This is a genomic window from Cellvibrio sp. PSBB023, from assembly GCF_002007605.1.
In the GTDB taxonomy this organism is placed as follows: domain Bacteria; phylum Pseudomonadota; class Gammaproteobacteria; order Pseudomonadales; family Cellvibrionaceae; genus Cellvibrio.
Genome location: NZ_CP019799.1, coordinates 3,405,506 through 3,430,700, shown reverse-complemented (window position 1 = coordinate 3,430,700; position 25,195 = coordinate 3,405,506). Strand labels below are relative to the sequence as shown.

Sequence of the window (25,195 nt, the reverse complement as noted above, 5' to 3'; positions counted from 1 at the left end):
ACTAGGGGAGTTTTGTTTTCATTTTAATTATTTTTGAAACATTAAAATGAAGTTCTTTGAGCTCGAATATGCTGCCCAGCTATACTGGAAAACTAGATGAAGCTTCGTATGTCTATGTACATATAAACTGTTTAATGGAAAAGTAACAATGGCTGTTGCATATGCGCAGATTAACCCCGCCAATCTCCGTTGGGCTCGTGAAAGAGCACAGCTTAGTGAGGCTGCGCTTGCTAAAAAGCTGAGAGTAGAAGAACAAAAGCTTATTGCTTGGGAACTGGGGCAGGCCAGAGTAACTTTTAAACAAGCTCAAGATTTCGCCAAGCAAACACTAATTCCTTTTGGCTATTTATTTTTAAACATTCAGCCTGTTGAAAATTTACCTATTCCAGATCTGCGCACCATTGATAATGAGCACAATCCTCGCCCCAGTGCGGAGCTCATCAAAATGGTGCATACCATTATTGAAAGGCAGGAATGGTACAAAGACTATTTGCGCCAAGAACAACGTTTAGACCGGAATCCCTACTTGGGACGATTTACCAGTCAGCAACCTGCCAGTGCGATAGTTGCAGATATGCGTAATGTACTCCACATCCCAACGCATCCAGAACGAGGAAGTTGGGAGGATTATTATCGTGATCTCATCAAAAAAATAGAAGATATAGGTATTCTGGTTATGCGCCAAGGCGACCTTGGCCACTATACCAAGCCTCTCAATGTAAAAGAGTTTCGAGGTTTTGCACTCTTTGATCCATTAGCGCCCATTATTTTTATAAACCAAGCAGATGCCCCTAGCGCTAGGTTATTTACACTTATTCATGAGCTCGCACATATCTGGATTGGCCAAAGTGGCGTGTCCGATGCAAAGCCCAATACCAATAGAGCAGAAGAGGTGCTTTGCAACGCAATAGCAGCTGAATTTCTTGTGCCGGCAGGTGAGTTTTTAACTTATTGGCAAGCGCTACCGGACTGGCAACTTAACTTGCCAGTATTAGAAGCTATATTTCATGTAAGTAGGTGGGTGTTAGCTCGCCGAGCATTAACATTGCAGAAAATTACCCAACAACAATACCAAAATTATATAGACAGTGTTCAGCGAGATCATAGAGATCGCGAACGCACCGATGGTGGCCCCACTTATTATCGCACTCACAAAGTCCAAGTAAGTGAGAGATTTGCAAAGGCACTAGTCTCTGAAACATTGAGTGGTCGGGTTTTATTGAGAGACGCGGGCAAGCTATTAGATATGGCGCCCAGCAAAATCCAAAGATTTGCTACGGAGTTAGGCATTTAATGTATTTAATGGATGCAAATACCTATATCACTGCGAAAAATTTCTATTACGATATGGATTTTTGTCCAGGTTACTGGGATTGGTTAGATCTTCAATTTGCACAAGGTCAAGTAGCCAGTATACAAATGGTTTATGATGAACTTGCCGGAAAAAATGACGAGTTAAGCATTTGGGTAAAATCGCGCCAAAATCATTTTCTCCCTGTAACTGATGCAAATACACAGCAGCAATACGCTCAGATCATTCAACATGTTTACGAGCTGCCCAATAAAAACCAAGCGAACGTTGCTAATTTTTCAGCTGGTGCAGATCCTTGGTTAATCGCAAAAGCTGCCGTGTCTGGTGCTATTGTTGTTACCCAAGAACGGCTCGATCCACCTGATAGTAAAAAAATAAAAATTCCCAACATATGCAATGACTTTAATGTGCAACACATTAACAGCTTTGAGTTATTGAGAATTTTGCAGGCGCGTTTTGTTTTACAAAATATTTAAAATATTACTTCCAATTCCCAGGTCTCGATACAACTACAGCGTCAACAATTCCACGAATTTGTTTCATACCTTGAATTAAACTGTTGTGATGTTGAACTGAACCAGTGTTGTCCCAAACGAATACGATGATTTTGTCAAAAGATTCGTTATTTAATGAAAGATATAGTGAAGCATCCGCTGCAATTTGTTCTACTAAATCAGCCAATGCAGATTGATTTGACTCACGAAGATATTTTACTTCTATTACTAATTTTAGTGATTCAATTGCTAAGTCAACTCTAGGATGCTTGTATCCAACGCTTTTAAGATACTCCTCATCTTGCAAATCGGAAAATATAGGTCTTAACAAAGCCCAGAGATATGATTGAACGTGATATTCATTCTGAATATCCCATTTTTGTATAGTGCTATTTTTGGTTTTTGCTTTTTCTTCAAAAGGCCATCGTTTTAAGGCTGGCTCAACATTTTTTAATAATTCTGATATATCTTCTATCTGCGTTTTCCCAAATCTAATTCGTCCCTCCACCTTAATTAGAGTATTTAAAGCTGCATATCTAAATAAGGCATCTTCAGAAGAGGCATCTGCGAAGATTAAACATTGCTCCTCGGCAAGTTTATGATCATCTTTTTCGATCTGACAAAGACCTTTCGAAGACAATGCACATCTAATAATTACGTTGTTCAGTGATTGAACATCTATTTTTAGAATAACCCTTGCTGCTTTCAACAGGTCAAGTCTCCATTTATCCTGTTCTTTATCAATCGCACAAGTGATTATTGTATTTAGCCAATCTACATCATTTGTATCGAGTCCACTTTTCTCGATGCCAATAGCTACCGCTAATATTGCAAGGGGATCAGCTTCAAATCCTGGTATTTTATTTGGAACAAAATACTCTTTTTGTTTTAGAAAAGTTAGCCCATCAGAAAACTGATAGTTTATCGATTTACCTAATGCACCTCTCATAGCTGCATCAGCAACAAGCTGATATCGCCATAGGCTGCTAGGTTCCTCTTCTGTTGGAGTTTCTACATCGATGTTGAACCACTCGGCGAATAATAATACCAAGCTAGCTCCATCGGATATTGTCGAATGAAGTCTTTGCATTAGTAGATTAAGCAAATCATTGCTCATAGAAACCACCTAGTCCGTCCGATTGGGCCTAGGATATTTTCTGTTGACCAGCTTGGTATTGTCGATAACTGATTTATGTTCTTTGCTACTAAATCTGAATATAAAATTGTGATTGGTACAGGAGACGGTTGAAGTCCTCGCCATGACAAACAAGAGAATTCAAAGACTTGCCTTGATAGATAATCTAAATCTCTAAATGAAGAGCTTTCGTGAAGTTTTAGTAAAATCGGAGTGGGTAATCCATCACTAACTTGTTTTAATTCTTTAGCACCAGTCAGGCAAACTAGAGCTTCTATTGGATTAAGTTTAATGTAGCTGCCTCTCGAGGGCGCATACACACCTTTTTTAACTTGTTTGCCAATACCAAATTCAGACTTATCAAAAATATAGAATGGGTGACTATCTGCTATATGTAAAAATGCAAATTCCGCATGTGGCATCCCTAGTTCGGCGACTAATTGCTTTACTGCCTCAATTTCACTATTTTTTAGCGGCTTAAATATGTGAAAAATAAATCTTACAGGATCATTATCGCTCCATGCTTCTGTTCGTCTAATGTCATTTACTATTCTCATCAGATTTGAGGCTAATTCTTTCTGATAAGAATCAAAATCAACTACTGCTGTACGTGATTCTAATAAATATCTTCCATCTCCACTGAATACTGTTGTAACTCCAATATAGCGTCTCTTATCTCCTAGTCTTCCTTCTGATGACATGTACGAGCCAATTCCAATAATCAGCTCATGGGAAAGAGTGCTTTTAGCAGGAAGAATCCAAGGGGTGCCTCCCATTTTTGCATAACAGGCTACTCCCATATTGTTAACACTTGCTGTTAGCGATAATCCATTTTGAATGATTGTCTCAAATTCAAATTGCTGAACTGGAATATCTTTTGACAGTAAGAAAGCTTTAACTACTAAATATGGATTATCTGTACCTTGTAATTCATGGAATTTTTCCTCTATCTGTATAAGAGAAAGGTGCCATTTTCGGCCATGTTCGGTAATGTGGTCTAGAGCTTTACCGCACGCAACCTTGTATGCATGAGGGCTATTATTTTCTGTAGGAAACACTCGAAAATAAGGTTTATCGAAATGATATCTTTTTAAAAATCCGGATTCTGCATATGTACTTCCTGGAATTCCATCTAGAAGTTGTTTTATAAACCGTTCAACTTCTCCTTGTTTGTCACTTTGGCATATGACGGCAATATTTATATTTCTGTAAGGGAATCCCTCCCAATTAAAGGGTCCATACTTATCTAATCCACCTTGATTCCATGTGCTTGTTTTCCGTCCAGAAACATCAAAAAGTAAATTAGGTTTTGTAAATTCCCCATTTTGTATGGAAGCTTGATATTCATTACTTAATGGAGTATCAAATACGATTTGTATATTCTGACAGATGTTTCTTTCTTGTTTTTCGAGAAATGCAAAAAGTTGATTTATTGTTTCAAGCTTAGTGGGCCCACTGAATTTTTCGGAAGAAATGTTTTTTATCTTTTCTAATACATCAAGACTTTCATCACCAAGATACAATTTTAATATTGCTTCTAGGTTTTCTTGTCTTGGTTCCAAGTAGGCTAAATCGATTTTTAATGTATCAGGATTATTTCCGTTATCTTTTAAAAAAAGAATATCTCCTTCTACTCTCTCAACACAACCAACGAGTCTTCCTTTTTCTTCTGGATGATTTTTCTCTAAGATGTAAAAACCAACCGGATCAAAGCCAATTTGTAAAAAATTTATTAATGGCTCATTAATTATTATTCTTTTCCTAGTATTTACGATTACTGAGGGTGATATTTTTCCATTAACCTGAATTTTTCGAATCGAAAACTCGGCTCCAAATCGTAAGCTAATAGATGTGGGAACGATTGATCTATCATTCAAACATTTATCTAGAATGTCTGAGCCTGATTTTTTAGAAAGGTAATGAATGTAACCACCAGATATCCAGCAAGTGGCCTTTTTTGATTTGAATGTCCTTAATATCCAGTTCTCAGCTAAGGCTGCTAGCAAATCATATCTATCATATAAATTTACTTCTATAGGATTCCCAAATTGGTTTTCCTCATTAGTGAAAATATAAGGAACAATTTCAACTTTATCCCCAGCTCGCCGGACAAAGTATTTGCCTCGCAACTCATTTCGGAGAGAGTTTAAGGTTTCGTGGTCTTTGTACTCTACACAATAGAGATACAGAATCTGATCATCACTTAGTGAAAATGGTGCAGCATTAACGTAAAGCTTACCCATTTCATCTCCTCCAACTTTTATTATTTGTTCCTTTTCTATACGCATCCCTCAGTTCACGAATAGTGAGACGAGGGATCACGTATATGAGACAAAAGTTCACGCCGAATGAGATTCGACACTGGTTATATATCCAGGTTAGCCACAGCCAAGGCGTTGGTTTCGATAAACTCCCGGCGTGGTTCCACGTTATCGCCCATTAAACAGGTGAAGATCTGGTCGGCGGCGATAGCATCTTGAATCGTTACACGCAGCATGCGACGGGTTTCCGGGTTCATGGTGGTTTCCCACAATTGCTCCGGGTTCATCTCGCCCAGACCTTTATAGCGCTGGATGTTGTAGCCTTTGCGTGATTCTTTCATTAACCATTCCAAGCCTTCAGCGAACTTGAACAATGGTTGTTTACGCTCACCACGCTGGATATAGGCGCCGTCTTCAATCAGGTTTTCCAGTTTCTCGCCCAAGGAGACAATAGACGCGTATTCGCCCGAGGCGAAGAAGTCGTGGTTAAACGGATAAGGCGTCGCAATACCGTGGGCAGTGATTTCTACTTGGGGCATAAACAGGTGACGCTCGGTGTCTTCACGCACGGTGATGATATAGCGCTGACTACCGGCGCGAGCGTCGATACTGAAATGGGCAGCCATCTGGTCGCACCATTGCTGCATATGGCCTTGATCCGCCAAATGCTCAGGGCGAACTGCCGGTAAGTAGATCATTTTTTCCAGCACATCAGCAGGATACAGGCGCGACAAACGCTCAATCGTCGCCATCACTTTGCGGTATTCGTAAACCAGTTTCTCTAAGGCTTCACCGGCAATGGGTGGCGCACTGGGGTTAACGTGGAGGCTTGCATCTTCCAAAGCGGCCTGCGTCAGAAACTCTGTCATCGCCGCTTCGTCTTTCAAGTATTGTTCCTGCTTGCCTTTGGCGATTTTGTACAGTGGTGGTTGGGCGATATAAATGTGGCCACGCTCAATCAATTCGCGCATCTGACGGAAGAAGAAGGTCAATAACAGGGTGCGAATGTGTGAACCGTCGACGTCGGCGTCGGTCATGATAATGATGCTGTGATAGCGCAGTTTTTCCGGGTTGTAATCTTCTTTACCGATACCGCAACCCAATGCAGTAATGAGCGTACCCACTTCTGCACTGGATAACATCTTGTCAAAACGGGCTTTCTCTACGTTGAGGATCTTACCCTTGAGCGGCAGAATCGCCTGGGTTTTACGCGCGCGACCTTGTTTAGCGGAACCGCCCGCAGAGTCACCCTCTACCAGGTAGAGTTCAGACAATGCCGGGTCTTTTTCCTGGCAATCCGCCAGCTTACCAGGCAGGCCAGCAATATCCAGCGCGCCTTTACGGCGAGTCATTTCACGGGCTTTACGCGCAGCTTCACGGGCACGAGCGGCATCAATCATCTTACCCACAATCGATTTGGCTTCTTGCGGGTTTTCCAGCAAGTAGGCACCAAAGTGTTCGTTCATCTCCTGCTCTACCGCGGTTTTCACCTCGGAGGAAACCAGCTTATCTTTGGTCTGGCTGGAGAATTTAGGATCAGGCACTTTTACCGAGATAATCGCCGTCAGACCTTCACGGGCATCATCACCGGTAGTAGCCACTTTGGCGTTTTTGGCGATGCCTTCTTTCTCGATGTAGTTATTCAAACCACGGGTCAGCGCCGCACGGAAGCCCGCCAAGTGGGTACCACCGTCACGCTGGGGAATATTGTTGGTATAGCAAAGTAGGTTTTCCTGGAAGGAATCGTTCCACTGCAGCGCCACTTCCACACCTATACCGTCATCGCGCTTGAGCGACACAAAGTGCACCATCTTATTAATGGTAGTTTTGTTCTTGTTCAAGTGATCCACAAACGCACGCAAACCACCCTCGTATTGGTAAACCTCTTCTTTGGCGCTACGTTCATCCTTCAATACAATACGCACGCCAGAGTTCAGGAATGAGAGTTCGCGCAGGCGTTTAGCCAATAATTCGAAGTGAAATTCGATATTGGTGAAGGTTTCCGCCGAGGGTTTGAAGTGAATTTCAGTACCGGTTGTGGTCGAGTCGCCCACCACAGCAAGCGGTGCATCAGGTACACCATGGCGATAAATTTGTTCATGAATCTTGCCGCCACGACGAATCGTCAGTTTTAACCACTCAGATAAGGCATTAACCACTGACACACCTACACCGTGCAAGCCGCCGGAAACCTTATAGGTGTTGTCATCGAACTTACCACCGGCATGCAATACCGTCATGATAACTTCGGCAGCGGAGACGCCCTCTTCGTGCATTTCGGTAGGGATACCACGACCATTGTCAGAGACAGAGACAGTTTCATCCGGATGAATAATGACACGCACTTCATCACAGTGCCCTGCCAGCGCTTCATCGATAGAGTTATCCACGACTTCAAACACCATGTGATGCAGGCCTGAGCCGTCATCGGTGTCGCCAATGTACATCCCTGGGCGCTTACGCACCGCATCCAGGCCCTTGAGGACCTTAATACTGGACGAGTCGTAAACATTCTCTTCTGACATAGCATTTCTCCGCTTTTTTGTTCAGTAGCGATCAGCAACAGGCTGATGACTTATTCATTCAATCCAGAAGCCAGGATTTCGCTGACCTCTGTTACCCTGCCTTGTTCCACGTGGAACATTTTAGGGACTATCTCCGTTCTATCGCGCCAGCTGGATAAGAGAGTCTCTTGCTCCACACCGGTAATAAAAACCTGGGTTTGCATGGTGTGCAACCAATGCACCAGCAGCTTGCGATGTTTATCATCCAGCTCTGCCGGTAAATCATCTACGAGATAAATAGACTTACGCCCGGTGATGCGGCTAAACACATAGCCTTGGGCGATCTTCAATGCACAGACCAGTAACTTTTGTTGGCCGCGAGACAGCAATTCTGCCGCGTCCTGGCCGTTCACCGTTATTTTTAAGTCTGCCCTGTGGCTTCCCATCTGGGTATAACCCAAACGTTGATCCCGTTCAAAACCTTCTGCGAGTATATCGCTATAATCTCGCTCTTTGTCCCAGCCGCGATAGTAGCTGAGCTTGATGCCATCCACCTTAACAAACTCCCGCAGCAAGTCGGAAAGATTGGATTCAAACTCCGCCATACAGGCAGAACGTAACTCGTGAATTTTTTCAGTAAGAATCGTTAATTCCTGATCCCAACTGGCCAATTCAAAGCGGTCTATTCTATCACGCCGCAACAGGCTATTGCGGTGTTTGAGGCAACGTTGGATAGCCTTCCATGCCGGGTAAAATTGAGGTTCCACGTGGAACACTAACCAATCGATAAACTGTCGCCGTACCTTGGGACTACCTTCCAGTAATAAAAATGTATCGGAATTGATGACTTGAACAGGAAGATAAGCCGCAAGATCAGCCGCTGAAGAGACAACCACACCATTCGCTTTAAAGCTGGCTTCACCGTCCATTGCGCGAGTGATGCCAATAGGCACCTCTGAATGATCATCAGTATGTACACGACCAAACACCGTAAAGGCTTGTTGTTGGTGGCGGATCAGCGGTTTGTGTTTGTGGCTGCGAAAGGATCGCCCCAAGGCCAACAGGTTTATGGCTTCCAGAATACTGGTTTTACCCGAGCCGTTTTCACCAAAGATAAGATTCACCTGCGCCGAGGGAATAATATCTACCCCTTCAAGATTGCGCAGGTTTTGAATAAAAAGACGTTTGAGGGTCATATGACCGGCAGGAATGGCTTATACCAATGGCCTCTTAGAGGCGCATTGGCATAACAACATAGAGAGAATCGCTGTTTTCCGGCTCTTCCAGCAGTGCACTGGAGTTAGCATCCGACAGGGTAATTTTCACGTTTTCGTTACTGATTACATTGGTGACATCTTGCAAGTAACTCACATTGAAACCGACTTCCAGAGAATCGCCGGTGTAATCCACAGTCACCTGTTCTTCCGCTTCTTCCTGCTCGGGGTTGTTGGCGACTATGGTTAAGCTGCCATCGGACAATAACAAGCGCACGCCACGGTATTTCTCATTGGATAAAATCGCGGTGCGAGCAAAGGCTTGTTTCAACTCCAGGCGCGAACCTATCACTACTTTATTGCCACCGCGCGGTAATACACGTTCGTATTCAGGGAACTTGCCGTCCACCAGTTTGGAGGTGAAGGTATAGTCCATAGAGGTCACACGGATATGATTGGCACTGAGTACAACTTCAACTTGGGCAGAAGAGTCATCCAGCAAGCGGGATAATTCCAGTACACCTTTGCGCGGCAGAATGGCCTGCACAACGTCGCTGGTGTTAACGGCTACAGCGCGAGTACACATAGCCATACGGTGGCCATCGGTAGCAACAACACGCAGTTGATCCTGGCGGACTTCCCACAACATACCATTCAAGTAATAGCGAACATCTTGCTGAGCCATGGCAAATGCGGTGCGTTCAATCAGGCGTTTTACTTCTTGCTGTGCACAGCTGAAACGCAGATTACCGGGTGCATCTTCCACATTCGGGAAATCACCGGCTGGTAAGGTCGACAAGGTAAAACGGCTGCGGCCGGATTTCACCAGAATACGGTTTTCTTCCAGGGTAAATTCGATATTGCTGCCATCAGGTAAGGAGCGGCAAATATCCACCAGCTTGCGCGCCGGTACAGTAATCTCACCGGATTGGCCCGCTTGCTCCAGGGTGATACGACCCACAATTTCCACTTCCAAATCCGTACCGGTCAGCGACAATTGATCGCCATTTAATTGAATCAGTACGTTCGACAATACCGGCAGCGTTTGACGACGCTCCACCACACCAGCTACCAGTTGTAAGGGTTTCAGCAAGGCTTCGCGAGATACGGCAAATTTCATGTGATGGTCTCTTTGGTAATCTTCCGGGACTTATTTGGGTTTTATCTCAGTGCACAAAACAAAGAACAATAACTAACAATTAACGCAATAAAATCAGGTGGTTAAGGAACGTAACAGGTTTTTCATATCCTCGCGGATATCCGCCGTTTCCTCTTGCAGCTCCTTGATTTTGCGACAGGCATGCAAGACAGTCGTATGGTCGCGGCCACCAAAGGCTTCACCTATTTCCGGCAGGCTGTGATTGGTCAACTCTTTTGCCAAAGCCATAGCCACCTGACGTGGGCGCGCCACTGAACGACTGCGACGCTTGGAAATCATGTCGTTCATTTTGATTTTGTAATATTCACACACCACCCGCTGGATATTGTCGATACCGACCTGTTTATCCTGCAGGGCTAACAAATCTTTCAGGGCTTCACGCACCAGCTCAACATCAATTGCCCGACCGGTAAAATTGGCGCTGGCAATAACCCGCTTGAGCGCTCCTTCCAAATCACGCACATTGGCGCGGATGCGTTGGGCGATAAAAAAGGCTGCTTCGTGTGGCAGGTCAATATTCACCTGCTCTGCCTTTTTCATCAAAATCGCTACCCGGGTTTCCAACTCCGGCGGCTCAACCGCTACGGTTAATCCCCAGCCGAAGCGCGACTTGAGTCGCTCCTCAAGGCCATTGATTTCTTTAGGAAAACGGTCACAGGTGAGGATAATCTGACGGCCACCTTCGAGCAATGAATTAAAGGTGTGAAAGAATTCTTCTTGTGAACGCTCTTTGCCGGCAAAAAATTGGATGTCGTCAATTAAAAGTGCATCCATCGAGCGATAGTAGCGCTTGAAATCATTGATAGCATTCAGTTGTAGCGCTTTTACCATATCAGCCACAAAGCGTTCGGAATGCAGGTAAACCACTTTGGCGTTGGGGTTCTTGGCCACCATCGCATTGCCCACGGCTTGCATCAAGTGAGTTTTCCCCAAGCCAACACCACCGTAGATAAACAGCGGGTTATAGGCACCGCCGGGGTTTTCAGCCACTTGTCGCGCAGCGGCCAGACCTAACTGGTTGGACTTACCTTCGACGAAGGTGGCAAAGGTCGAACCGGCATTTAAATAATTACTGTGTTTGAGCCCGCCTTCTACTTCTATATCTGCTGCGGCGCGGTTACTGGTATCACGGCTGGTGTTATCGACTTGCAAATCTTCAACAATAACGGGCACGTTAACATCATATTCACTGCTTTTAGCAGCAAAGTTGCCAGAATTGAGCGGGGATGTGTAAGCCGGAACCGCGCGCGCCTCATCATTAGCCGGCACAAAGGCCAGATTATCCGTCACCGATGAATTCTGGGTGACAAATACAGCCGGTGCTGGCGCCGGGCGTTCAAAACGATTAGGTGCCACCGGTGGCGCCTGGAATCCGGCCGCAGGACGCGGGGCAACACCCACTGCTACTTGCAGATTGGCATCCTGATGGTAGTGACCGGCCAGCTCGCGAATCCGGTTGAGAAATTTGTCTGCTACCCAATCGCAAATAAAACGATTAGGCGCCAATAAACGCAGTTCGGAGGGAGCGGCAGATTCATCAATTTGCAGTGGCCGAATCCAGGTGTTGAATTGCTGCGATGGCAATTCATCCTGCAAGCTGGCGGCACATAGTTTCCAAATCGACTGCAGCAAAACAAAAACTCCCGAAACGCGACGGCGTTTGTTGGTTATTAAAAGAGAGGTAAACGGCGACAAGACGTCCACAGGTTTCCACAGAGGAAACCGGCCGAACAATGACAAACCCGAGTGATAAATGAAACGACTGGCGAACAATTTATACAAGGGGGAGCAAGTCTACTCTCGCACCCTGAAGTTATCCACAGTAAAAGCCAAAATAAATTCAATAGATTCAAACTTAGCTATTAAAATTCAACCAGTTACATACAGTGACCGAAGTAACTAAAAACAGCGGGAAATCACCAAAAACCACTTTTTCTGTGGATAAACCTGTTAACAACCCATGAGTAAATTGGGGGCAAAGCGGTAAATTTTGTACACAAGAAGATTTATTCGCTTTTGTAGATTATTTGCACAAAATTGTTTGCTTTAGCCAGTGGCTTTCATTAGAATCACGCCTCTTTTCGCACACCGTGTGAATTAACTCAGGATTTTTAACAGGTTTATCATGAAAAGAACTTTCCAACCCAGCAATCTGAAGCGTGTTCGCAACCACGGTTTTCGTGCTCGTATGGCGACCAAAAGTGGTCGTGCAGTTTTAGCTCGTCGTCGTTCAAAAGGCCGTGCTGAGCTGACTCGCGTTTAATTACGCCGCTTATTGGTTCACTAGCAGTTTGTTGAAATTCGTTATTGGCAGATGTGGGATAAAGGTAGTCGATGACGGTCACTCCTAGACTATTTTTAGCGCACATATGCCAGCCGAAATAGAATTTCAACAGCCTGCTAGTTCGAATCAAGCCCAAGACTTTCGTTTTGGCAAATCCCTTCGTTTACTCTGCGCCGCTGACTTTAAACCCGTTTTTGATGATGCTCCCCTGCGCGCTTCGCACCAGAACTTCCTGATCCTCGCCCGTTTCAACCAGTTGCCACATGCCCGTTTGGGTTTGGTGATGGCGAAAAAACATATTCGCCATGCGGTAGAACGCAACCGCATGAAACGGTTGATACGTGAAAATTTTCGTCTGCAGCAACAGGCATTTGCCGGTGTGGATATGATCCTGCTCTCACGCACGGGTCTGGATAAGTTATCGAACAGCGAATTTACCCAACAACTGAATCAACAATGGCAGCGAATTTTCAAAAAAATGCGCCATCATCGGTTAACATCGCACACGCACAGCTCACTGGCAGCAAACGCGGAACCACCGCAGGTAAATGCAGATGGTAAAACGGCTGGTCACTAAGCTAAATCAGGGCCTGGTATGGATGGCGGTCAAGCTGCTCCATGGTTATCGCTATGTACTTAGCCCCTGGATTGGCAATCAATGCCGTTTTTACCCCAGTTGCTCCCATTATTCGGAAGAGGCAATCATCAAGCACGGATTTGTTGTAGGGACTTATCTAACCCTGCGTCGCCTACTAAAATGCCACCCCTGGCATGCAGGCGGTCTGGATCCGGTGCCAGAGGTTAAAAAAACCTGTTGTTCTTCTACCCATTCACACACTACTGATGGCAGTCATTAAGATGGATTGGCAAAAAAACCTATTAATAGCGGCAATTCTCGCTACCTTGTTGATGTTGGTTATTCGCTGGCATGAATTCCAGGAACAACGTCCTGCACCGGCAGCCGTTGCATCACAAACCTCCTCCAGCGCAGCAACACCAACTGGTGCAGTACCTTCTGCAACCAGTGAGATTCCGGTTGCCGCCAATGAGTTGAGTGAAGCCGCCAAAGTTGAATTGGCCGCTGAAAAACTCATCACGGTAAAAACCGACAGCTTTGATCTGGTGATCAATCCATTGGGCGGCGACATTGTGCAACTGGCACTGCCACGCCACTTCCTGAAATTGGATACGCCGGATCAACCTTTTGTGCTGCTCGATAATCGCGACAACCATACTTATCTGGCACAAAGCGGTTTGATCGGCTTGAACGGTACCGATACCGCCCAGGGTCGCCCGTTGTTTAGCAGCGAACAACAAAGCTACCAACTGGCTGATGGCCAGCAACAACTGCAGGTTGATCTGGTGTTGCAACAGGGCGATGTGAAAATCACCAAACGCTTTACGTTTACCCGTGGCGATTACTTGATCAAGGTGGATTACCTGATCGACAACCAAAGTGCCGCAGCCTGGTCAGCCCAACTTTATGGTCAAATCAAGCGTGACAGCCAAAACTTCGTCAAAGTCAGTGCCTTGGAAATGAATCCTTTCCTTGGTGCGGCAATCACTACCACTGACGAGAATTACAAAAAGCTCACGTTTGCCAAAATCGCCGAGAAAGAGTTTAAAACCACTGAAAAAGGCGGTTGGGTTGCCATGGTGCAACACTACTTCATCAGCGCCTGGATTCCCGATGCCGATAGCCAAAACACCTACCATCTGCGCAAGTTGGGCAACAATGACCTGTATTTGATGGGTTTTACCGGCAAGGTAAATGAAGTTGCGGCCGGTAGTCAGGGTGTAATCAGCGCCGGTTTCTATGCGGGTCCAAAAGATACCAAGCGTTTGGAAGAAATCTCCCCCTATCTGGACCTGACCGTAGACTATGGCTGGTTGTGGTGGGTAGCTAAACCGCTATTTTTAGTACTGAAGTTTATCCACAACCTGGTGGGTAACTGGGGCTTGGCCATTATTGGTTTGACCCTCTGTGTGAAGCTCCTGTTCTTCAAATTGTCGGCTACCAGCTATAAATCCATGGCGAAAATGCGCAAATTAGCGCCGAAAATGGCTGAAATGAAAGAGCGTTATGGCGATGACCGCCAGAAGTTCTCGCAAGAAATGATGAAGATGTACAAGACCGAAAAGGTGAATCCATTCGGTGGTTGTTTGCCGCTGCTGATTCAAATGCCGGTATTCCTCGCCTTGTACTACGTGCTGATGGAATCGGTTGAACTGCGCCACTCACCATTCTTCGGCTGGATTCTCGACCTGTCGGTCAAAGATCCTTACTTTGTATTGCCTATCATCTACGGCATTACCATGTACTTCATGCAGAAGCTGAACCCGCAGCCGACCGACCCGATGCAAGCGCGCATTATGCAAATGCTGCCTTTGATCTTCACCTTTATGTTCCTCTGGTTCCCCGCCGGTTTGGTACTTTACTGGGTGACCAACAACAGCTTGTCGATTCTGCAGCAGTACATCATTACCAAACAAATCGACGCAGAACCTTCTCACAAGTAAGTTAGCACTATGATCATTACCGACACCATCGCTGCCATAGCCACCGCCACTGGCCGTGGTGGTGTCGGCATAGTCCGCGTCTCCGGCCCCAAAGCCCGTCTGGTCGCCGAACAACTCCTGAATATCCAGCTCCAACCGCGCCATGCCCATTATTGCGATTTCAAAAATCGCAGCGGAGATGTGCTCGACCAGGGCATAGCCTTGTTTTTCCCTGGGCCCCACTCTTTTACCGGTGAAGATGTCCTTGAACTCCAGGGTCATGGCGGGCCGGTGATCCTTGATTTGCTCCTGCGTGAAATTACCCAGCTCGGCATTCGCCTCGCCCGCCCCGGTGAGTTTTCCGAGCGTGCCTTTTTAAACGATAAACTCGACCTGACGCAGGCTGAAGCCATCGCCGATTTAATCGATGCCACTACCGAACAAGCCGCACGCAATGCCCTGCACTCACTACAAGGTGCATTTTCCAAAAGAATCCACGAACTGGTCGATGCATTGATTCACCTACGCATCTATGTGGAAGCCTCTATCGACTTCCCGGAAGAAGAGATCGACTTTTTAAGTGATGGCAAAGTCGCGCGGGATCTGGACGGCATCATCGGCAAACTGCAGCAGGTATTTAAAGAAGCACGCCAGGGTGCCCTGGTTCGCGACGGTATGCGCGTCGTTATCGCCGGTCGCCCCAATGCCGGTAAATCCAGCCTGCTCAATGCCCTTAGCGGCCGTGAATCCGCCATTGTCACCAGTATTGAAGGCACTACCCGCGATGTGCTGCGCGAGCATATCCACATTGACGGCATGCCATTGCACATCATCGACACCGCGGGCTTGCGCGAAAGCCCGGATGAAGTTGAGCAAATCGGTATCCAACGCGCCTGGCAAGAAATCCAACAGGCAGATCGCGTGTTGTTATTGGTTGATAGCCGCCAAAGCCAACATACTGATCCCCACACCATATGGCCGGACTTTGTGGAAAAACTGCAAGATCCAGGCAAAATTACCCTGGTTCGCAACAAGATCGACCTCAGCAGCGAAGCAGCGGGGCTGTTTGAATCAGACGCTGGAGCGACTTATATAGGCATCAGCGCTGCTACCGGTGCCGGTATCGATGCACTGAAACACCACCTGAAAACTATTATGGGTTTTAGCGATAGCGGCGAAAGTGGTTTTACCGCACGCCGTCGCCATCTGGACGCCCTCGAGCGCGCCAATCACTTCCTCGCCTCCGGCCAAGCGCAATTACAAGGCTACGCCGCCGGTGAATTACTCGCCGAAGACCTGCGCCACGCCCAGAATGCCTTGGGTGAAATCACCGGTGAATTTACGCCGGATGATCTATTAGGTCGCATTTTCAGCAGTTTTTGTATTGGTAAATAAGCCTTTAGGTCGTCTGGTTCTACCTAAATCCATTCAGGTGTCTATACTGCTTATTAAATAAGCACTGTAGACACCATCCATGCCCAATCCGCCGAATAGCATCAAAAATAACAGTGATCCCATGGTGGCGATCCAGATGTTGTCTGCCTGCCGTATTTTGGTCATCAATGGCAAAGGCGGTTCGGGGAAAACCACCGTCAGTACCAATCTCGCCAGTTGGCTGGCCAAACGGGGCGATCCCACAGCACTGGTCGATGCGGATCCACAGGGTTCAGCCAGTCACTGGATCAACTCCCGCAACGCCGACCTGCCCGGTATTTTTGGCGTAAAAATAGAATTAAATAGCCGTATCACCCGCAGCTTTCAATGGCGGGCCCCCAAATCCACCCGCTGGTTAATTACCGACGCCGCTCCCGGCCTGTCGGGTATGGCACTGGATGACCTGATCCAGAACCATGATCTGATCATAGTCCCCGTCTTGCCATCGGATATCGACATAAGGGCTAGTGCCCGTTTTATCGGGGATCTCCTGTTAACCCAAAGTATGCGCCGCCACCGTCGACCTATTGCGGTAGTCGCCAATCGCGTCAAACAGCAAACCCAGGCTTGGGAGCGATTGCAGCGATTCCTGCTAAGCCTGAATATTCCCTATCCTGCGACCCTGAGAGATACCCAGAATTACGTACGCGCCTACAGTGAAGGACGTGGCATTGCCGACTACCCACAGCAAAGTCATGAACGCGACCGACAGGATTGGTCGCTACTCCTGAATTGGCTGGATGCACAGATCGCTCCCCCCCAATGGTTGGATAACTCCATTAATAAGTCAGAAGAGCTGGATTCCCAAGGCGCCTCCTGATCCTGATTCCTTAAATAGCTGCACCAACAAATCTCTGCTTAAAAAAGCAAACCTTCCAGTAAAAGACACCTTTATTCAGGCTTATCTTCATGTTTTTCCACACAGTTACACAGGTTATCCACAGTTGAATCGAGTTTTATTGTCTAAATGCTTGTTTTTAATACTGTTTCAACAGCTAAATTGATCCTGTGTGTACAAGCCTGTGGGTGTTGATGACAAAAGCTGGGCAGGCTTTTGGGGATAAGTAACTTTTCGCGGCCTCGCTGTATAACTCAGGCTTTTACAACCAGCTTCTGAGCAGCTTAAGCGCAGTTTGCGCGATGCTTTTTCAGAGCCTTATCCTTGATTTAACCTATTGAAAAACAATTACTTTTTTGTCTTATCCACATAAATAGTCAGCTACATATATAACTACATCTTTTAAATACATAAATAACAATACATATATTCATTTCATAAAATATTCTCCTTTGTTGTAACGCGAACCGTTTTTTTGAATAAGTTGATGCTTGCTGGAGGCTGATTCTGGTGAGGAAAATTTATACTGATTAATCCCTGTACAAGTTTTGTGCAAAACACTGACAAGCCCTATAATGTCGCCCCTTTTGTCTCCACGCCTGTTCAAGGTATTAGTACGCAGCCCGGCTGCAAGGTAGTAAGCGATGATTTTCCCGGATCGTTTTGATGTGATTGTGATCGGTGGTGGCCATGCCGGTACTGAAGCCTGTCTGGCGGCAGCGCGCATGGGCTGTAAAACCTTATTGCTCTCGCACAACATCGAAACCCTCGGCCAAATGTCCTGTAACCCGGCCATTGGCGGGATTGGCAAAAGCCATCTGGTAAAAGAAATTGATGCCATGGGCGGTGCTATGGCACTGGCAACCGATAAAGGCGGCATCCAATTCCGTGTATTGAACGCGCGCAAAGGCCCCGCTGTGCGTGCGACCCGCGCCCAGGCCGACCGAATCCTCTACAAAGCGGCGATCCGTGAAACCCTGGAAAACCAGGAAAACTTATGGATTTTCCAACAAGCCGCTGATGACCTGATTGTGGAAAATGATCAGGTGCGCGGCGTGGTCACCCAGATGGGCCTGAAATTTATGGCCAACCAGGTGGTGCTCACTGCCGGGACTTTCCTGGGTGGTTTGATCCATATCGGCATGCAAAATTATTCCGGTGGCCGCGCCGGTGATCCGCCGTCGATCGCGTTATCAAAGCGTCTGCGTGAACTGCCGCTGCGCGTTGATCGCTTAAAAACCGGCACCCCGCCGCGCGTTGATGCGCGCACCGTTAATTTGGCTGTGCTGGAAAAACAATACGGCGATGAACCGCGTCCGGTGATGTCGGTGATGGGCAATCGCGCCATGCAGCCGCAACAAATTTGCTGCTACATCACCCACACTAATGAAAAAACCCACGACGTGATTCGTCGCAATCTCGATCGCTCGCCCATGTACTCGGGCGTGATTGAAGGCATCGGCCCGCGCTACTGCCCATCGATCGAAGATAAAATTCACCGCTTCGCGGATAAGGATTCACATCAGGTATTTATTGAGCCGGAAGGGTTGACTACCCACGAGCTTTACCCCAACGGAATTTCCACCAGCTTGCCGTTTGATGTGCAGCTGGAAATCGTGCGCTCGATGAAAGGTTTTGAAAACGCGCACATCCTGCGTCCCGGTTACGCGATTGAATACGATTATTTCAATCCGCAGGATTTGCAGCACAGTCTGGAAACCAAAGTGATCGGCGGTTTATTTTTTGCTGGCCAGATCAATGGCACCACCGGTTACGAAGAAGCCGGCGCACAAGGTTTGCTTGCGGGAATAAACGCGGCGCTGCGCGCGCAAGAAAAAGCGGCCTGGTGCCCAACGCGCGACCAAGCCTACACCGGTGTATTGGTGGACGACTTGATTACCCTTGGCACCAAAGAACCCTACCGCATGTTTACCAGTCGCGCCGAATACCGTTTGTTGTTGCGCGAAGACAATGCTGATTTGCGCCTCACCGAACAAGCGCGCGAATTTGGTTTGATCGGCGATGCACAATGGAAAATTTTCTGCGACAAGCGTGAGCAAATCGCGCTTGAGCAAGAGCGTTTGCGTTCTACCTGGATTCAAGCCGGTTCTGCAGAAGCAGAACAAGTGGAACAAAAAATCCAGACCAAACTCACGCGCGAATACAGTTTGATGGATTTGTTGCGCCGTCCAGAATTGAGCTACGCCGATGTTGCTTCGCTCAAAGGAGAAGCCATCGCCAATGAAGCGGCGGCGGAACAAGTTGAGATCGAAGCAAAATATTCCGGCTATATCGAACGTCAGCAAGAAGATGTAGATCGCCTGCGCGCCTATGAAAATACCATTATCCCGGATGACTTTGATTATTCAGTGGTGGATGGATTATCCAATGAGGTCAAACAAAAATTGACCGCTGCGCGGCCGCAAACCCTGGCGCGCGCGGCGCGTATTTCCGGTATCACACCAGCTGCAATTTCATTGGTGCTGATTTATTTGAAAAAACGCGGCGTGTTAAAACGCTTGCAAGACGATGCGCCTGAACAACAGGCGTCTTAATCAAACATGGATATAAAATCCGATGGGATCGCTTGTGCTTAACCCATCCTACCCATTTTTAAAAAAGAGTAACGAGTGACTGATTTACACACTGAATTGCGCGCCCAATTATTGCGCGGTGCCACAGAGATGTCGGTGGTGCTCAATGAAACGCAGATTGAACAGCTGTTAGCCTATGTGCGCGAATTTGAAAAATGGAACAAAGCCTATAATCTGTCGGCAGTGCGCGAAATCAGGCAGATGGTTGCCCGCCACCTGCTAGACAGTTTAAGTGTGGTGCCCTGGTTTACTGCCAACAAAAAATTTTCCGCTGCGCGGGTAATTGATGTTGGCACCGGTGGCGGACTGCCGGGTATTCCACTGGCAATAATGTTTCCGGAACAGCAATTTACCCTGCTTGACAGCAATGGCAAAAAAACGCGGTTTTTATTCCACGTAAAAACCCTGTTAGGCTTAACCAATGTCACTGTGGAAAATCGCCGGGTGGAAGAATTTCAACCAACGCAGAAATTTAACGCCGTTATCAGCCGGGCTTTTGCCAGTTTGCAAGATATGACTGATGGCTGCGCGCACCTGTTGGACAAAGACGGTATTTTTTTAGCGATGAAAGGTTTATTCCCACAGGATGAACTGGCGCCCATCGCCGATAAAATTGCATTAATCGAAAGTGTAAAACTGTTGGTTGCCGAGACCGATGGCGAACGCCATTTGCTGGTACTGCAACCGCAACAATAAAATTTTCAACCACTGGGTGGTTATAGGATTTTCACTTGACCAAGATATACGCCATTGCCAATCAAAAAGGTGGAGTGGGCAAAACCACCACTTGCGTGAATTTAGCTGCATCACTGGTCGCCACCAAAAAGCGTGTCTTGTTGGTGGATCTCGATCCACAGGGCAACGCTACTATGGGCAGTGGTGTTAATAAAAACGACGTGGAAAAATCCATTTACGATGTGCTGACCGAGCGCGAGTCGATTACCGATTGCCTGGTGTTATCGGAAAGCGGCAAATATCAGGTGTTGCCCGCGAATGGCGATTTGACCGCCGCTGAAGTGGAAATGTTGGCACTGGATAACAAAGAGCGCCGGTTGCAAAACGCACTGCATCAAGTGCGCGATCAATTTGATTACATCCTGATCGACTGCCCGCCATCGCTCAACATGCTCACCCTTAACGCGCTGACCGCCTGCGATGGCGTAATCATCGCCATGCAGTGTGAATATTATGCGTTGGAAGGTTTGTCGGCATTGGTTGGCACCATCAACCAAATTCAAAAACTGCTCAACCCGAATTTAAAAATCGAAGGTTTGCTGCGCACCATGTATGATCCGCGCAACAGTTTGACCAACGATGTGTCCGCGCAATTGCAACAGCACTTTGGTGATCGCCTCTATCGCACCTGTATTCCACGCAATGTGCGACTGGCAGAGGCGCCCAGTTTTGGTATGCCGGTATTGGCGTTTGATCGTCAATCCAAAGGCGCAATTGCTTACTTGGCGCTGGCCGGTGAAATTTTGCGTCGCAATGAAAGCTCCGGTAAAACCGCCGTCGCGGCAGAAACGATTTAACCCAATTTTTTACAAGGCGAATGCAGATGTCGACTAAACGCAAAGGATTAGGAAAAGGCTTGGATGCACTCTTGAGTGCAGGTTTGGGCGTAACTGCGCCCGCGCCGGAAATGCCGCTTGATCCTGCCGAGGTGGATAGCAAACTGGATTACCGCGACGGCAAACTCGCCCACTTACCAGTGGAATTAATTCAGCGCGGTAAGTACCAACCGCGTCGCGATATGCATACCGAAGCACTGGAAGAGTTGGCCGAGTCGATCAAAGCCCAAGGTGTGATGCAGCCCATTGTGGTGCGCCCGATTGGCGAAGGCCGTTACGAAATTATTGCCGGTGAGCGCCGCTGGCGTGCTACGCAAATTGCCGGGTTGGACAAAATCCCCGCCGTTATTCGCGATGTACCGGACGAAGCTGCCATCGCCATGGCGCTGATTGAAAATATCCAGCGCGAAAATCTCAATCCCATCGAAGAAGCCGTCGCACTCAAGCGCTTGCAGGATGAATTTGAATTAACCCACGCCGAAGTTGCACAAGCAGTGGGTAAATCGCGGACCACCATCACCAATTTGCTGCGCCTGATTGCACTGAGCGATGAGGTTAAAACCCTGCTCGAACACGGCGATCTGGAAATGGGTCACGCCCGTGCACTGCTCACCCTGGAAGCCGATGCCCAGCGTGCGATTGCCCGCCAGATTGTTGCCAAGGGGTTATCGGTTCGCCAGACCGAGGCGTTGGTGCGCTTGCATCAGGAAAACAAAAATCAGGACAAGGCAAAACCCGAGGTGCAGGTGTCGGCGGATATCCGCCGCCTGCAGGACCAACTGTCGGAAACCCTGGGTGCCGGTGTTGAGATCCAGCATGGCAACAAGGGCAAGGGTAAGTTGGTCATCAGCTACAACTCCCTTGATGAACTCGATGGCATTCTTGGGCATATCAAATAAAACAAATGGCTGGTTGCGGGGCGGCGTTGCGGATTGCCTGCCCCTCATTAGGGCAATTTGTTTCCTCATAAACAGATTGATTGTTAAATTTACAGCGAATTTACTAGTCACTATTTGGATTTAGTGCTAGCCCGGTGGTTGCTGCTAGGGGGGTTAGTCTCTATAATGCGCGACGTTTGGGCACTCGGTGCATAAGCTTATTACCTAATGGTAATGCGCAATCCTTTGTGACAGAATGCCGCCGCCAAAAATGGAGAGCCACTGTGTCTCGTTATCTCAAGGGGCGTGACTTTGCTCTTCAAGCCGTGTTGGCACAATGGTGTTTCACACTGGTACTCGGCGCTGCAGGTCTTGCAGCAAATAATCAGATTGCAATTTCATTGCTATGCGGTGGAATCATAAGCACAGCAGCAAATGGCTGGTTGGTGCTGATGGCGTTTCGCCCACCCTTGGGCGCGCCTGCCCAAAAGATACTTGCGTCGTTTTATGTGGGCGCCTTGGGCAAATTTATTATTACCGCCTTGTTATTTTTACTGGCGTTCAAGCAGTTTGCATTTCTCACCAATGCATTCCATGCCGCCGTAATGATACTGGCCTATGTGATAGTCCAGGCCGTTGCCTGGATGTATCCGCTAGTGCGCCGCTAACGAGTGGCCACAGCCAAAACCGCTTTCAACTTTGGTCATTTGGAACTTAACGATGTCATCCGCCGAACACGCAGAAGCAATAACGTCCTCTGAGTACATTAAACACCACCTTACCAACCTCACCTATGGCAAATTGCCTGATGGTACCTGGGGTTTCGCGCATAGCAGTGACGAAGCCGCACAAATGGGGTTCTGGTCTATCAACGTCGATACCATGGGCTGGTCTCTGGTATTGGGTACAGTCTTTTTCCTCTTGTTCCGCAGTGTTGCCAAAAAAGTAACCAGCGGTGTGCCGACCGGTTTTCAAAACGGGATTGAAGCAGTAGTTGAATTTGTAGATAACAGCGTAAAAGGCATGTTTCCCTACAAAAGCGCAGTTGTTGGTCCTTTGGCATTAACGATTCTGGTGTGGGTATTCTTCATGAATGCCATGGATTTGATTGCCATCGACTTGTTGCCGAAAACCGCTGAACTCTTCGGTGTTCATGTGTTGGGTGCAGATCCCCACTCGGTATTCTTTAAAGTGGTTCCTTCTACTGACCCCAATATCACACTGGGTATGGCCGCTACCGTTTTCCTTCTGATTTTGTTCTTCAGTATCCGCGAGAAAGGCATTCTGGGTTTTGCTAAAGAATTGACCTTACACCCTTTCAGCAGCAGCAACGTTATTGTTCAAACCCTGTTGATCCCGGTAAACCTGGTACTCGAATTATCCAACTTGATCGCCAAACCTATTTCACTGGGCTTGCGTCTGTTCGGTAACCTCTATGCGGGCGAAGTTATTTTTATCCTGATTGCAATCATGATCGGTGTGAATTTGGTTCTGGGTGTATTCGGTATGTCACTGCAGATCATCTGGGCACTGTTCCACATCCTGATTATCGCCTTGCAAGCCTTTATCTTTATGGTACTTACCATTGTGTATATGAGCATGGCGTTCCAAACGGATGAGCAACACTAGTTTTCATTTTTAATTGTTTTTTGGTTTTGTTTTTAATTTTTATCAACTTAAGTAGGAGAAAACACTGTGACTGAAGCAACAGCTTTGATTTATTTGGCAGGTGCACTGGTAATCGGTTTGGGCGCAATCGGCGCTGCAATCGGTGTAGCACTCTTGGGTGGCAAGTTTTTGGAAGGCGCTGCACGTCAACCAGAATTACTGCCAATGTTGCGTACCCAGTTCTTCGTAGTGATGGGTCTGGTGGATGCGGTTCCAATGATTGGTGTTGGTATCGGCATGTACATTTTGTTTGCTGTTGTTTAAGTACTGCTCGAAATAAACATTAAATCCCTTTAACAAAGGCATTCAACTGTGAACCTTAATGCAACTTTCATCGGTCAGATAGTGGCGTTTGCCATTTTCATTTACCTGACACAACGTTTTGTGTGGCCACCCATTGTTGCGGCAATGGCAGAGCGCACCAAGCGTATCGCTGATGGGCTCCAGGCTGCAGATAAAGCCGAAAAAGATCTCGAACTGGCCAAAAAGAAAGTGGTTGAGCAACTGACTTCTGCCAAGAAAGAAGCTGCTGCCATTATTGATCAAGCTAACAAGCGCGCTATCGAAGTTGTTGAAGAAGCAAAAGAGAAGGCGCGTGTAGAAGCTGAGCGTATCAAGGCCTCTGCCCAAGCAGAAATTGAACAGGCAACTGCACGTGCAAAAGAAGAATTGCGCAGCAAAGTGGTTGTTCTTGCTCTGGCGGGTGCGGAAAAAATTCTTGAATCTTCTATCGATCAAAATGCTCACAACGAGTTGGTTAATAAACTCGCTGCAGAGCTCTAAGAGAGGTAGACATGGCTGAACTAACCACCTTGGCTAGGCCTTACGCCAAAGCAGCATTTGAATACGCCATCGCTGCCAATAAATTGCAGTCATGGTTTGAAGCTCTGGAAGTTTCAGCCGCCGTTGCAGAGCAAGATCAGGTTAAAAAAGCCTTGGCTGTTTCTGGTCTTTCTGCGGCGCAAAAAGCTTCCGTTTTTGTACAAGTTTGTGGTGATCAATTGGATGAGAATCAACAGAATTTCATCCACACCCTTGCGAGCAATAAACGTTTGGCACTCTTGCCCTTTGTAAAAGAGCTGTTTGCCAAAATGAAAGCCCAGCAAGAAAAAACCATCGATGTTGAGGTGACCGCAGCATTTGAGTTGCCGGTTGACTTGATAAACAAATTGGCTCAAGCACTGAGTGCCAAATTGGATCGTAAAGTCAGTGTTCAGGGTTCGGTAGATAAGAGCCTGCTGGGTGGTGTTGTTATCCACACCGGTGACATGGTGATTGACGGTTCAGTCCGTGGGCGCTTGGCTAAACTCGCCGAAGCAATGAAATCCTAATCTTTGGGGTTGAGGAACA

Annotated in this window: 23 protein-coding genes; 17 read left to right on the top strand and 6 right to left on the bottom strand. The window is 47.1% G+C overall.

Features of this window, described 5'->3' with window-relative positions; all coding sequences use genetic code 11:
• Window positions 1–148: 148 nt before the first annotated feature.
• Both B0D95_RS14840 and B0D95_RS14835 read left to right on the top strand, forming a co-directional pair.
• Window positions 149–1,294 (top strand): XRE family transcriptional regulator, encoded by a 1,146-nt coding sequence (locus B0D95_RS14840; protein WP_078044624.1) that lies wholly within the window; start codon window positions 149–151, stop codon window positions 1,292–1,294.
• Window positions 1,294–1,788 (top strand): DUF4411 family protein, encoded by a 495-nt coding sequence (locus tag B0D95_RS14835; protein WP_078044623.1) that lies wholly within the window; start codon window positions 1,294–1,296, stop codon window positions 1,786–1,788. Before B0D95_RS14840 ends, B0D95_RS14835 begins: the two co-directional genes overlap by 1 nt.
• A 4-nt stretch (window positions 1,789–1,792) precedes the next feature.
• On the opposite strand, the gene B0D95_RS14830 is transcribed toward B0D95_RS14835, so the two are convergent.
• From B0D95_RS14830 to dnaA, 6 genes are all read right to left on the bottom strand, one after another.
• Window positions 1,793–2,923: a hypothetical protein gene (locus B0D95_RS14830; protein WP_078044622.1), complete on the bottom strand. Its 1,131-nt coding sequence runs from the start codon at window positions 2,921–2,923 to the stop codon at window positions 1,793–1,795.
• Entirely contained in the window at window positions 2,920–5,229 is a 2,310-nt protein-coding gene (locus B0D95_RS14825) for a Piwi domain-containing protein (protein WP_078044621.1), read from the bottom strand. The genes B0D95_RS14830 and B0D95_RS14825 overlap by 4 nt, the downstream gene beginning before the upstream one ends.
• Window positions 5,230–5,306: 77 nt before the next feature.
• Entirely contained in the window at window positions 5,307–7,727 is a 2,421-nt protein-coding gene (gene gyrB / locus B0D95_RS14820) for a DNA topoisomerase (ATP-hydrolyzing) subunit B (protein ID WP_078044620.1), read from the bottom strand.
• 50 nt (window positions 7,728–7,777) lie between these two features.
• Complete coding sequence (gene recF, locus B0D95_RS14815; RefSeq protein WP_078044619.1) at window positions 7,778–8,902, bottom strand: DNA replication/repair protein RecF; 1,125 nt, start codon at window positions 8,900–8,902, stop codon at window positions 7,778–7,780.
• A gap of 34 nt (window positions 8,903–8,936) precedes the next feature.
• Entirely contained in the window at window positions 8,937–10,040 is a 1,104-nt protein-coding gene (gene dnaN / locus B0D95_RS14810) for a DNA polymerase III subunit beta (RefSeq protein ID WP_078044618.1), read from the bottom strand.
• Window positions 10,041–10,133: 93 nt separating this feature from the next.
• The gene (gene dnaA, locus B0D95_RS14805; RefSeq protein WP_078044617.1) at window positions 10,134–11,711 is read right to left on the bottom strand and encodes a chromosomal replication initiator protein DnaA; all 1,578 of its coding nucleotides are present in this window, start codon (window positions 11,709–11,711) and stop codon (window positions 10,134–10,136) included.
• Between the two features lie 493 nt (window positions 11,712–12,204).
• Here dnaA and rpmH point away from each other — a divergent pair, with 493 nt between their 5' ends.
• The 15 genes from rpmH to B0D95_RS14730 all read left to right on the top strand — a co-directional run bounded on the left by rpmH (window position 12,205) and on the right by B0D95_RS14730 (window position 25,176).
• Window positions 12,205–12,342: a 50S ribosomal protein L34 gene (rpmH, locus tag B0D95_RS14800; protein ID WP_078044616.1), complete on the top strand. Its 138-nt coding sequence runs from the start codon at window positions 12,205–12,207 to the stop codon at window positions 12,340–12,342.
• 106 nt (window positions 12,343–12,448) lie between these two features.
• Window positions 12,449–12,940: a ribonuclease P protein component gene (gene rnpA / locus B0D95_RS14795; RefSeq protein WP_078044615.1), complete on the top strand. Its 492-nt coding sequence runs from the start codon at window positions 12,449–12,451 to the stop codon at window positions 12,938–12,940.
• Window positions 12,918–13,220 carry a membrane protein insertion efficiency factor YidD gene (yidD, locus tag B0D95_RS14790; RefSeq protein ID WP_371452258.1) on the top strand — a complete coding sequence of 101 codons (303 nt, stop codon included), beginning with the start codon at window positions 12,918–12,920 and terminating at the stop codon, window positions 13,218–13,220. The genes rnpA and yidD overlap by 23 nt, the downstream gene beginning before the upstream one ends.
• Before the next feature lies 1 nt (window position 13,221).
• Complete coding sequence (yidC, locus tag B0D95_RS14785; RefSeq protein WP_078044614.1) at window positions 13,222–14,883, top strand: membrane protein insertase YidC; 1,662 nt, start codon at window positions 13,222–13,224, stop codon at window positions 14,881–14,883.
• Between the two features lie 9 nt (window positions 14,884–14,892).
• Window positions 14,893–16,257: a tRNA uridine-5-carboxymethylaminomethyl(34) synthesis GTPase MnmE gene (gene mnmE, locus B0D95_RS14780; protein ID WP_078044613.1), complete on the top strand. Its 1,365-nt coding sequence runs from the start codon at window positions 14,893–14,895 to the stop codon at window positions 16,255–16,257.
• 79 nt (window positions 16,258–16,336) lie between these two features.
• Window positions 16,337–17,116: an AAA family ATPase gene (locus tag B0D95_RS14775; protein WP_078044612.1), complete on the top strand. Its 780-nt coding sequence runs from the start codon at window positions 16,337–16,339 to the stop codon at window positions 17,114–17,116.
• A gap of 662 nt (window positions 17,117–17,778) precedes the next feature.
• Window positions 17,779–19,689, top strand: a complete 1,911-nt coding sequence (gene mnmG / locus B0D95_RS14770) for a tRNA uridine-5-carboxymethylaminomethyl(34) synthesis enzyme MnmG (protein WP_078044611.1) — start codon at window positions 17,779–17,781, stop codon at window positions 19,687–19,689.
• A gap of 129 nt (window positions 19,690–19,818) precedes the next feature.
• The gene (gene rsmG / locus B0D95_RS14765; protein ID WP_371453679.1) at window positions 19,819–20,424 is read left to right on the top strand and encodes a 16S rRNA (guanine(527)-N(7))-methyltransferase RsmG; all 606 of its coding nucleotides are present in this window, start codon (window positions 19,819–19,821) and stop codon (window positions 20,422–20,424) included.
• Between the two features lie 35 nt (window positions 20,425–20,459).
• Complete coding sequence (locus B0D95_RS14760) at window positions 20,460–21,260, top strand: ParA family protein (protein WP_078044609.1); 801 nt, start codon at window positions 20,460–20,462, stop codon at window positions 21,258–21,260.
• 26 nt (window positions 21,261–21,286) lie between these two features.
• Window positions 21,287–22,198: a ParB/RepB/Spo0J family partition protein gene (locus B0D95_RS14755; RefSeq protein ID WP_078044608.1), complete on the top strand. Its 912-nt coding sequence runs from the start codon at window positions 21,287–21,289 to the stop codon at window positions 22,196–22,198.
• A 263-nt stretch (window positions 22,199–22,461) separates the two neighbouring features.
• Complete coding sequence (locus B0D95_RS14750; protein WP_168172461.1) at window positions 22,462–22,845, top strand: ATP synthase subunit I; 384 nt, start codon at window positions 22,462–22,464, stop codon at window positions 22,843–22,845.
• A gap of 52 nt (window positions 22,846–22,897) precedes the next feature.
• Window positions 22,898–23,806 carry a F0F1 ATP synthase subunit A gene (gene atpB / locus B0D95_RS14745; protein WP_078044606.1) on the top strand — a complete coding sequence of 303 codons (909 nt, stop codon included), beginning with the start codon at window positions 22,898–22,900 and terminating at the stop codon, window positions 23,804–23,806.
• A 66-nt stretch (window positions 23,807–23,872) separates the two neighbouring features.
• Window positions 23,873–24,109 (top strand): F0F1 ATP synthase subunit C, encoded by a 237-nt coding sequence (gene atpE, locus B0D95_RS14740; RefSeq protein ID WP_007639073.1) that lies wholly within the window; start codon window positions 23,873–23,875, stop codon window positions 24,107–24,109.
• 48 nt (window positions 24,110–24,157) lie between these two features.
• Window positions 24,158–24,628 carry a F0F1 ATP synthase subunit B gene (locus B0D95_RS14735; RefSeq protein ID WP_040391052.1) on the top strand — a complete coding sequence of 157 codons (471 nt, stop codon included), beginning with the start codon at window positions 24,158–24,160 and terminating at the stop codon, window positions 24,626–24,628.
• Window positions 24,629–24,639: 11 nt separating this feature from the next.
• Entirely contained in the window at window positions 24,640–25,176 is a 537-nt protein-coding gene (locus B0D95_RS14730) for a F0F1 ATP synthase subunit delta (RefSeq protein ID WP_078044605.1), read from the top strand.
• Window positions 25,177–25,195: the final 19 nt, after the last annotated feature.

Excerpts from the sequence above, each read along its gene's own strand:
- B0D95_RS14835 (WP_078044623.1), top strand. The coding sequence starts at position 1,294 with ATGTATTTAATGGATGCAAATACCTATATCACTGCGAAAAATTTCTAT.
- rnpA (WP_078044615.1), top strand. The coding sequence starts at position 12,449 with ATGCCAGCCGAAATAGAATTTCAACAGCCTGCTAGTTCGAATCAAGCC.
- mnmE (WP_078044613.1), top strand. The coding sequence starts at position 14,893 with ATGATCATTACCGACACCATCGCTGCCATAGCCACCGCCACTGGCCGT.
- rpmH (WP_078044616.1), top strand. The coding sequence starts at position 12,205 with ATGAAAAGAACTTTCCAACCCAGCAATCTGAAGCGTGTTCGCAACCAC.
- rsmG (WP_371453679.1), top strand. The coding sequence starts at position 19,819 with ATGTCGGTGGTGCTCAATGAAACGCAGATTGAACAGCTGTTAGCCTAT.
- B0D95_RS14840 (WP_078044624.1), top strand. The coding sequence starts at position 149 with ATGGCTGTTGCATATGCGCAGATTAACCCCGCCAATCTCCGTTGGGCT.
- B0D95_RS14830 (WP_078044622.1), bottom strand. The coding sequence starts at position 2,923 with ATGAGCAATGATTTGCTTAATCTACTAATGCAAAGACTTCATTCGACA.
- yidC (WP_078044614.1), top strand. The coding sequence starts at position 13,222 with ATGGATTGGCAAAAAAACCTATTAATAGCGGCAATTCTCGCTACCTTG.
- mnmG (WP_078044611.1), top strand. The coding sequence starts at position 17,779 with ATGATTTTCCCGGATCGTTTTGATGTGATTGTGATCGGTGGTGGCCAT.
- B0D95_RS14755 (WP_078044608.1), top strand. The coding sequence starts at position 21,287 with ATGTCGACTAAACGCAAAGGATTAGGAAAAGGCTTGGATGCACTCTTG.
- yidD (WP_371452258.1), top strand. The coding sequence starts at position 12,918 with ATGGTAAAACGGCTGGTCACTAAGCTAAATCAGGGCCTGGTATGGATG.
- B0D95_RS14730 (WP_078044605.1), top strand. The coding sequence starts at position 24,640 with ATGGCTGAACTAACCACCTTGGCTAGGCCTTACGCCAAAGCAGCATTT.
- B0D95_RS14825 (WP_078044621.1), bottom strand. The coding sequence starts at position 5,229 with ATGCGTATAGAAAAGGAACAAATAATAAAAGTTGGAGGAGATGAAATG.
- B0D95_RS14775 (WP_078044612.1), top strand. The coding sequence starts at position 16,337 with ATGCCCAATCCGCCGAATAGCATCAAAAATAACAGTGATCCCATGGTG.
- gyrB (WP_078044620.1), bottom strand. The coding sequence starts at position 7,727 with ATGTCAGAAGAGAATGTTTACGACTCGTCCAGTATTAAGGTCCTCAAG.
- recF (WP_078044619.1), bottom strand. The coding sequence starts at position 8,902 with ATGACCCTCAAACGTCTTTTTATTCAAAACCTGCGCAATCTTGAAGGG.
- atpB (WP_078044606.1), top strand. The coding sequence starts at position 22,898 with ATGTCATCCGCCGAACACGCAGAAGCAATAACGTCCTCTGAGTACATT.
- dnaN (WP_078044618.1), bottom strand. The coding sequence starts at position 10,040 with ATGAAATTTGCCGTATCTCGCGAAGCCTTGCTGAAACCCTTACAACTG.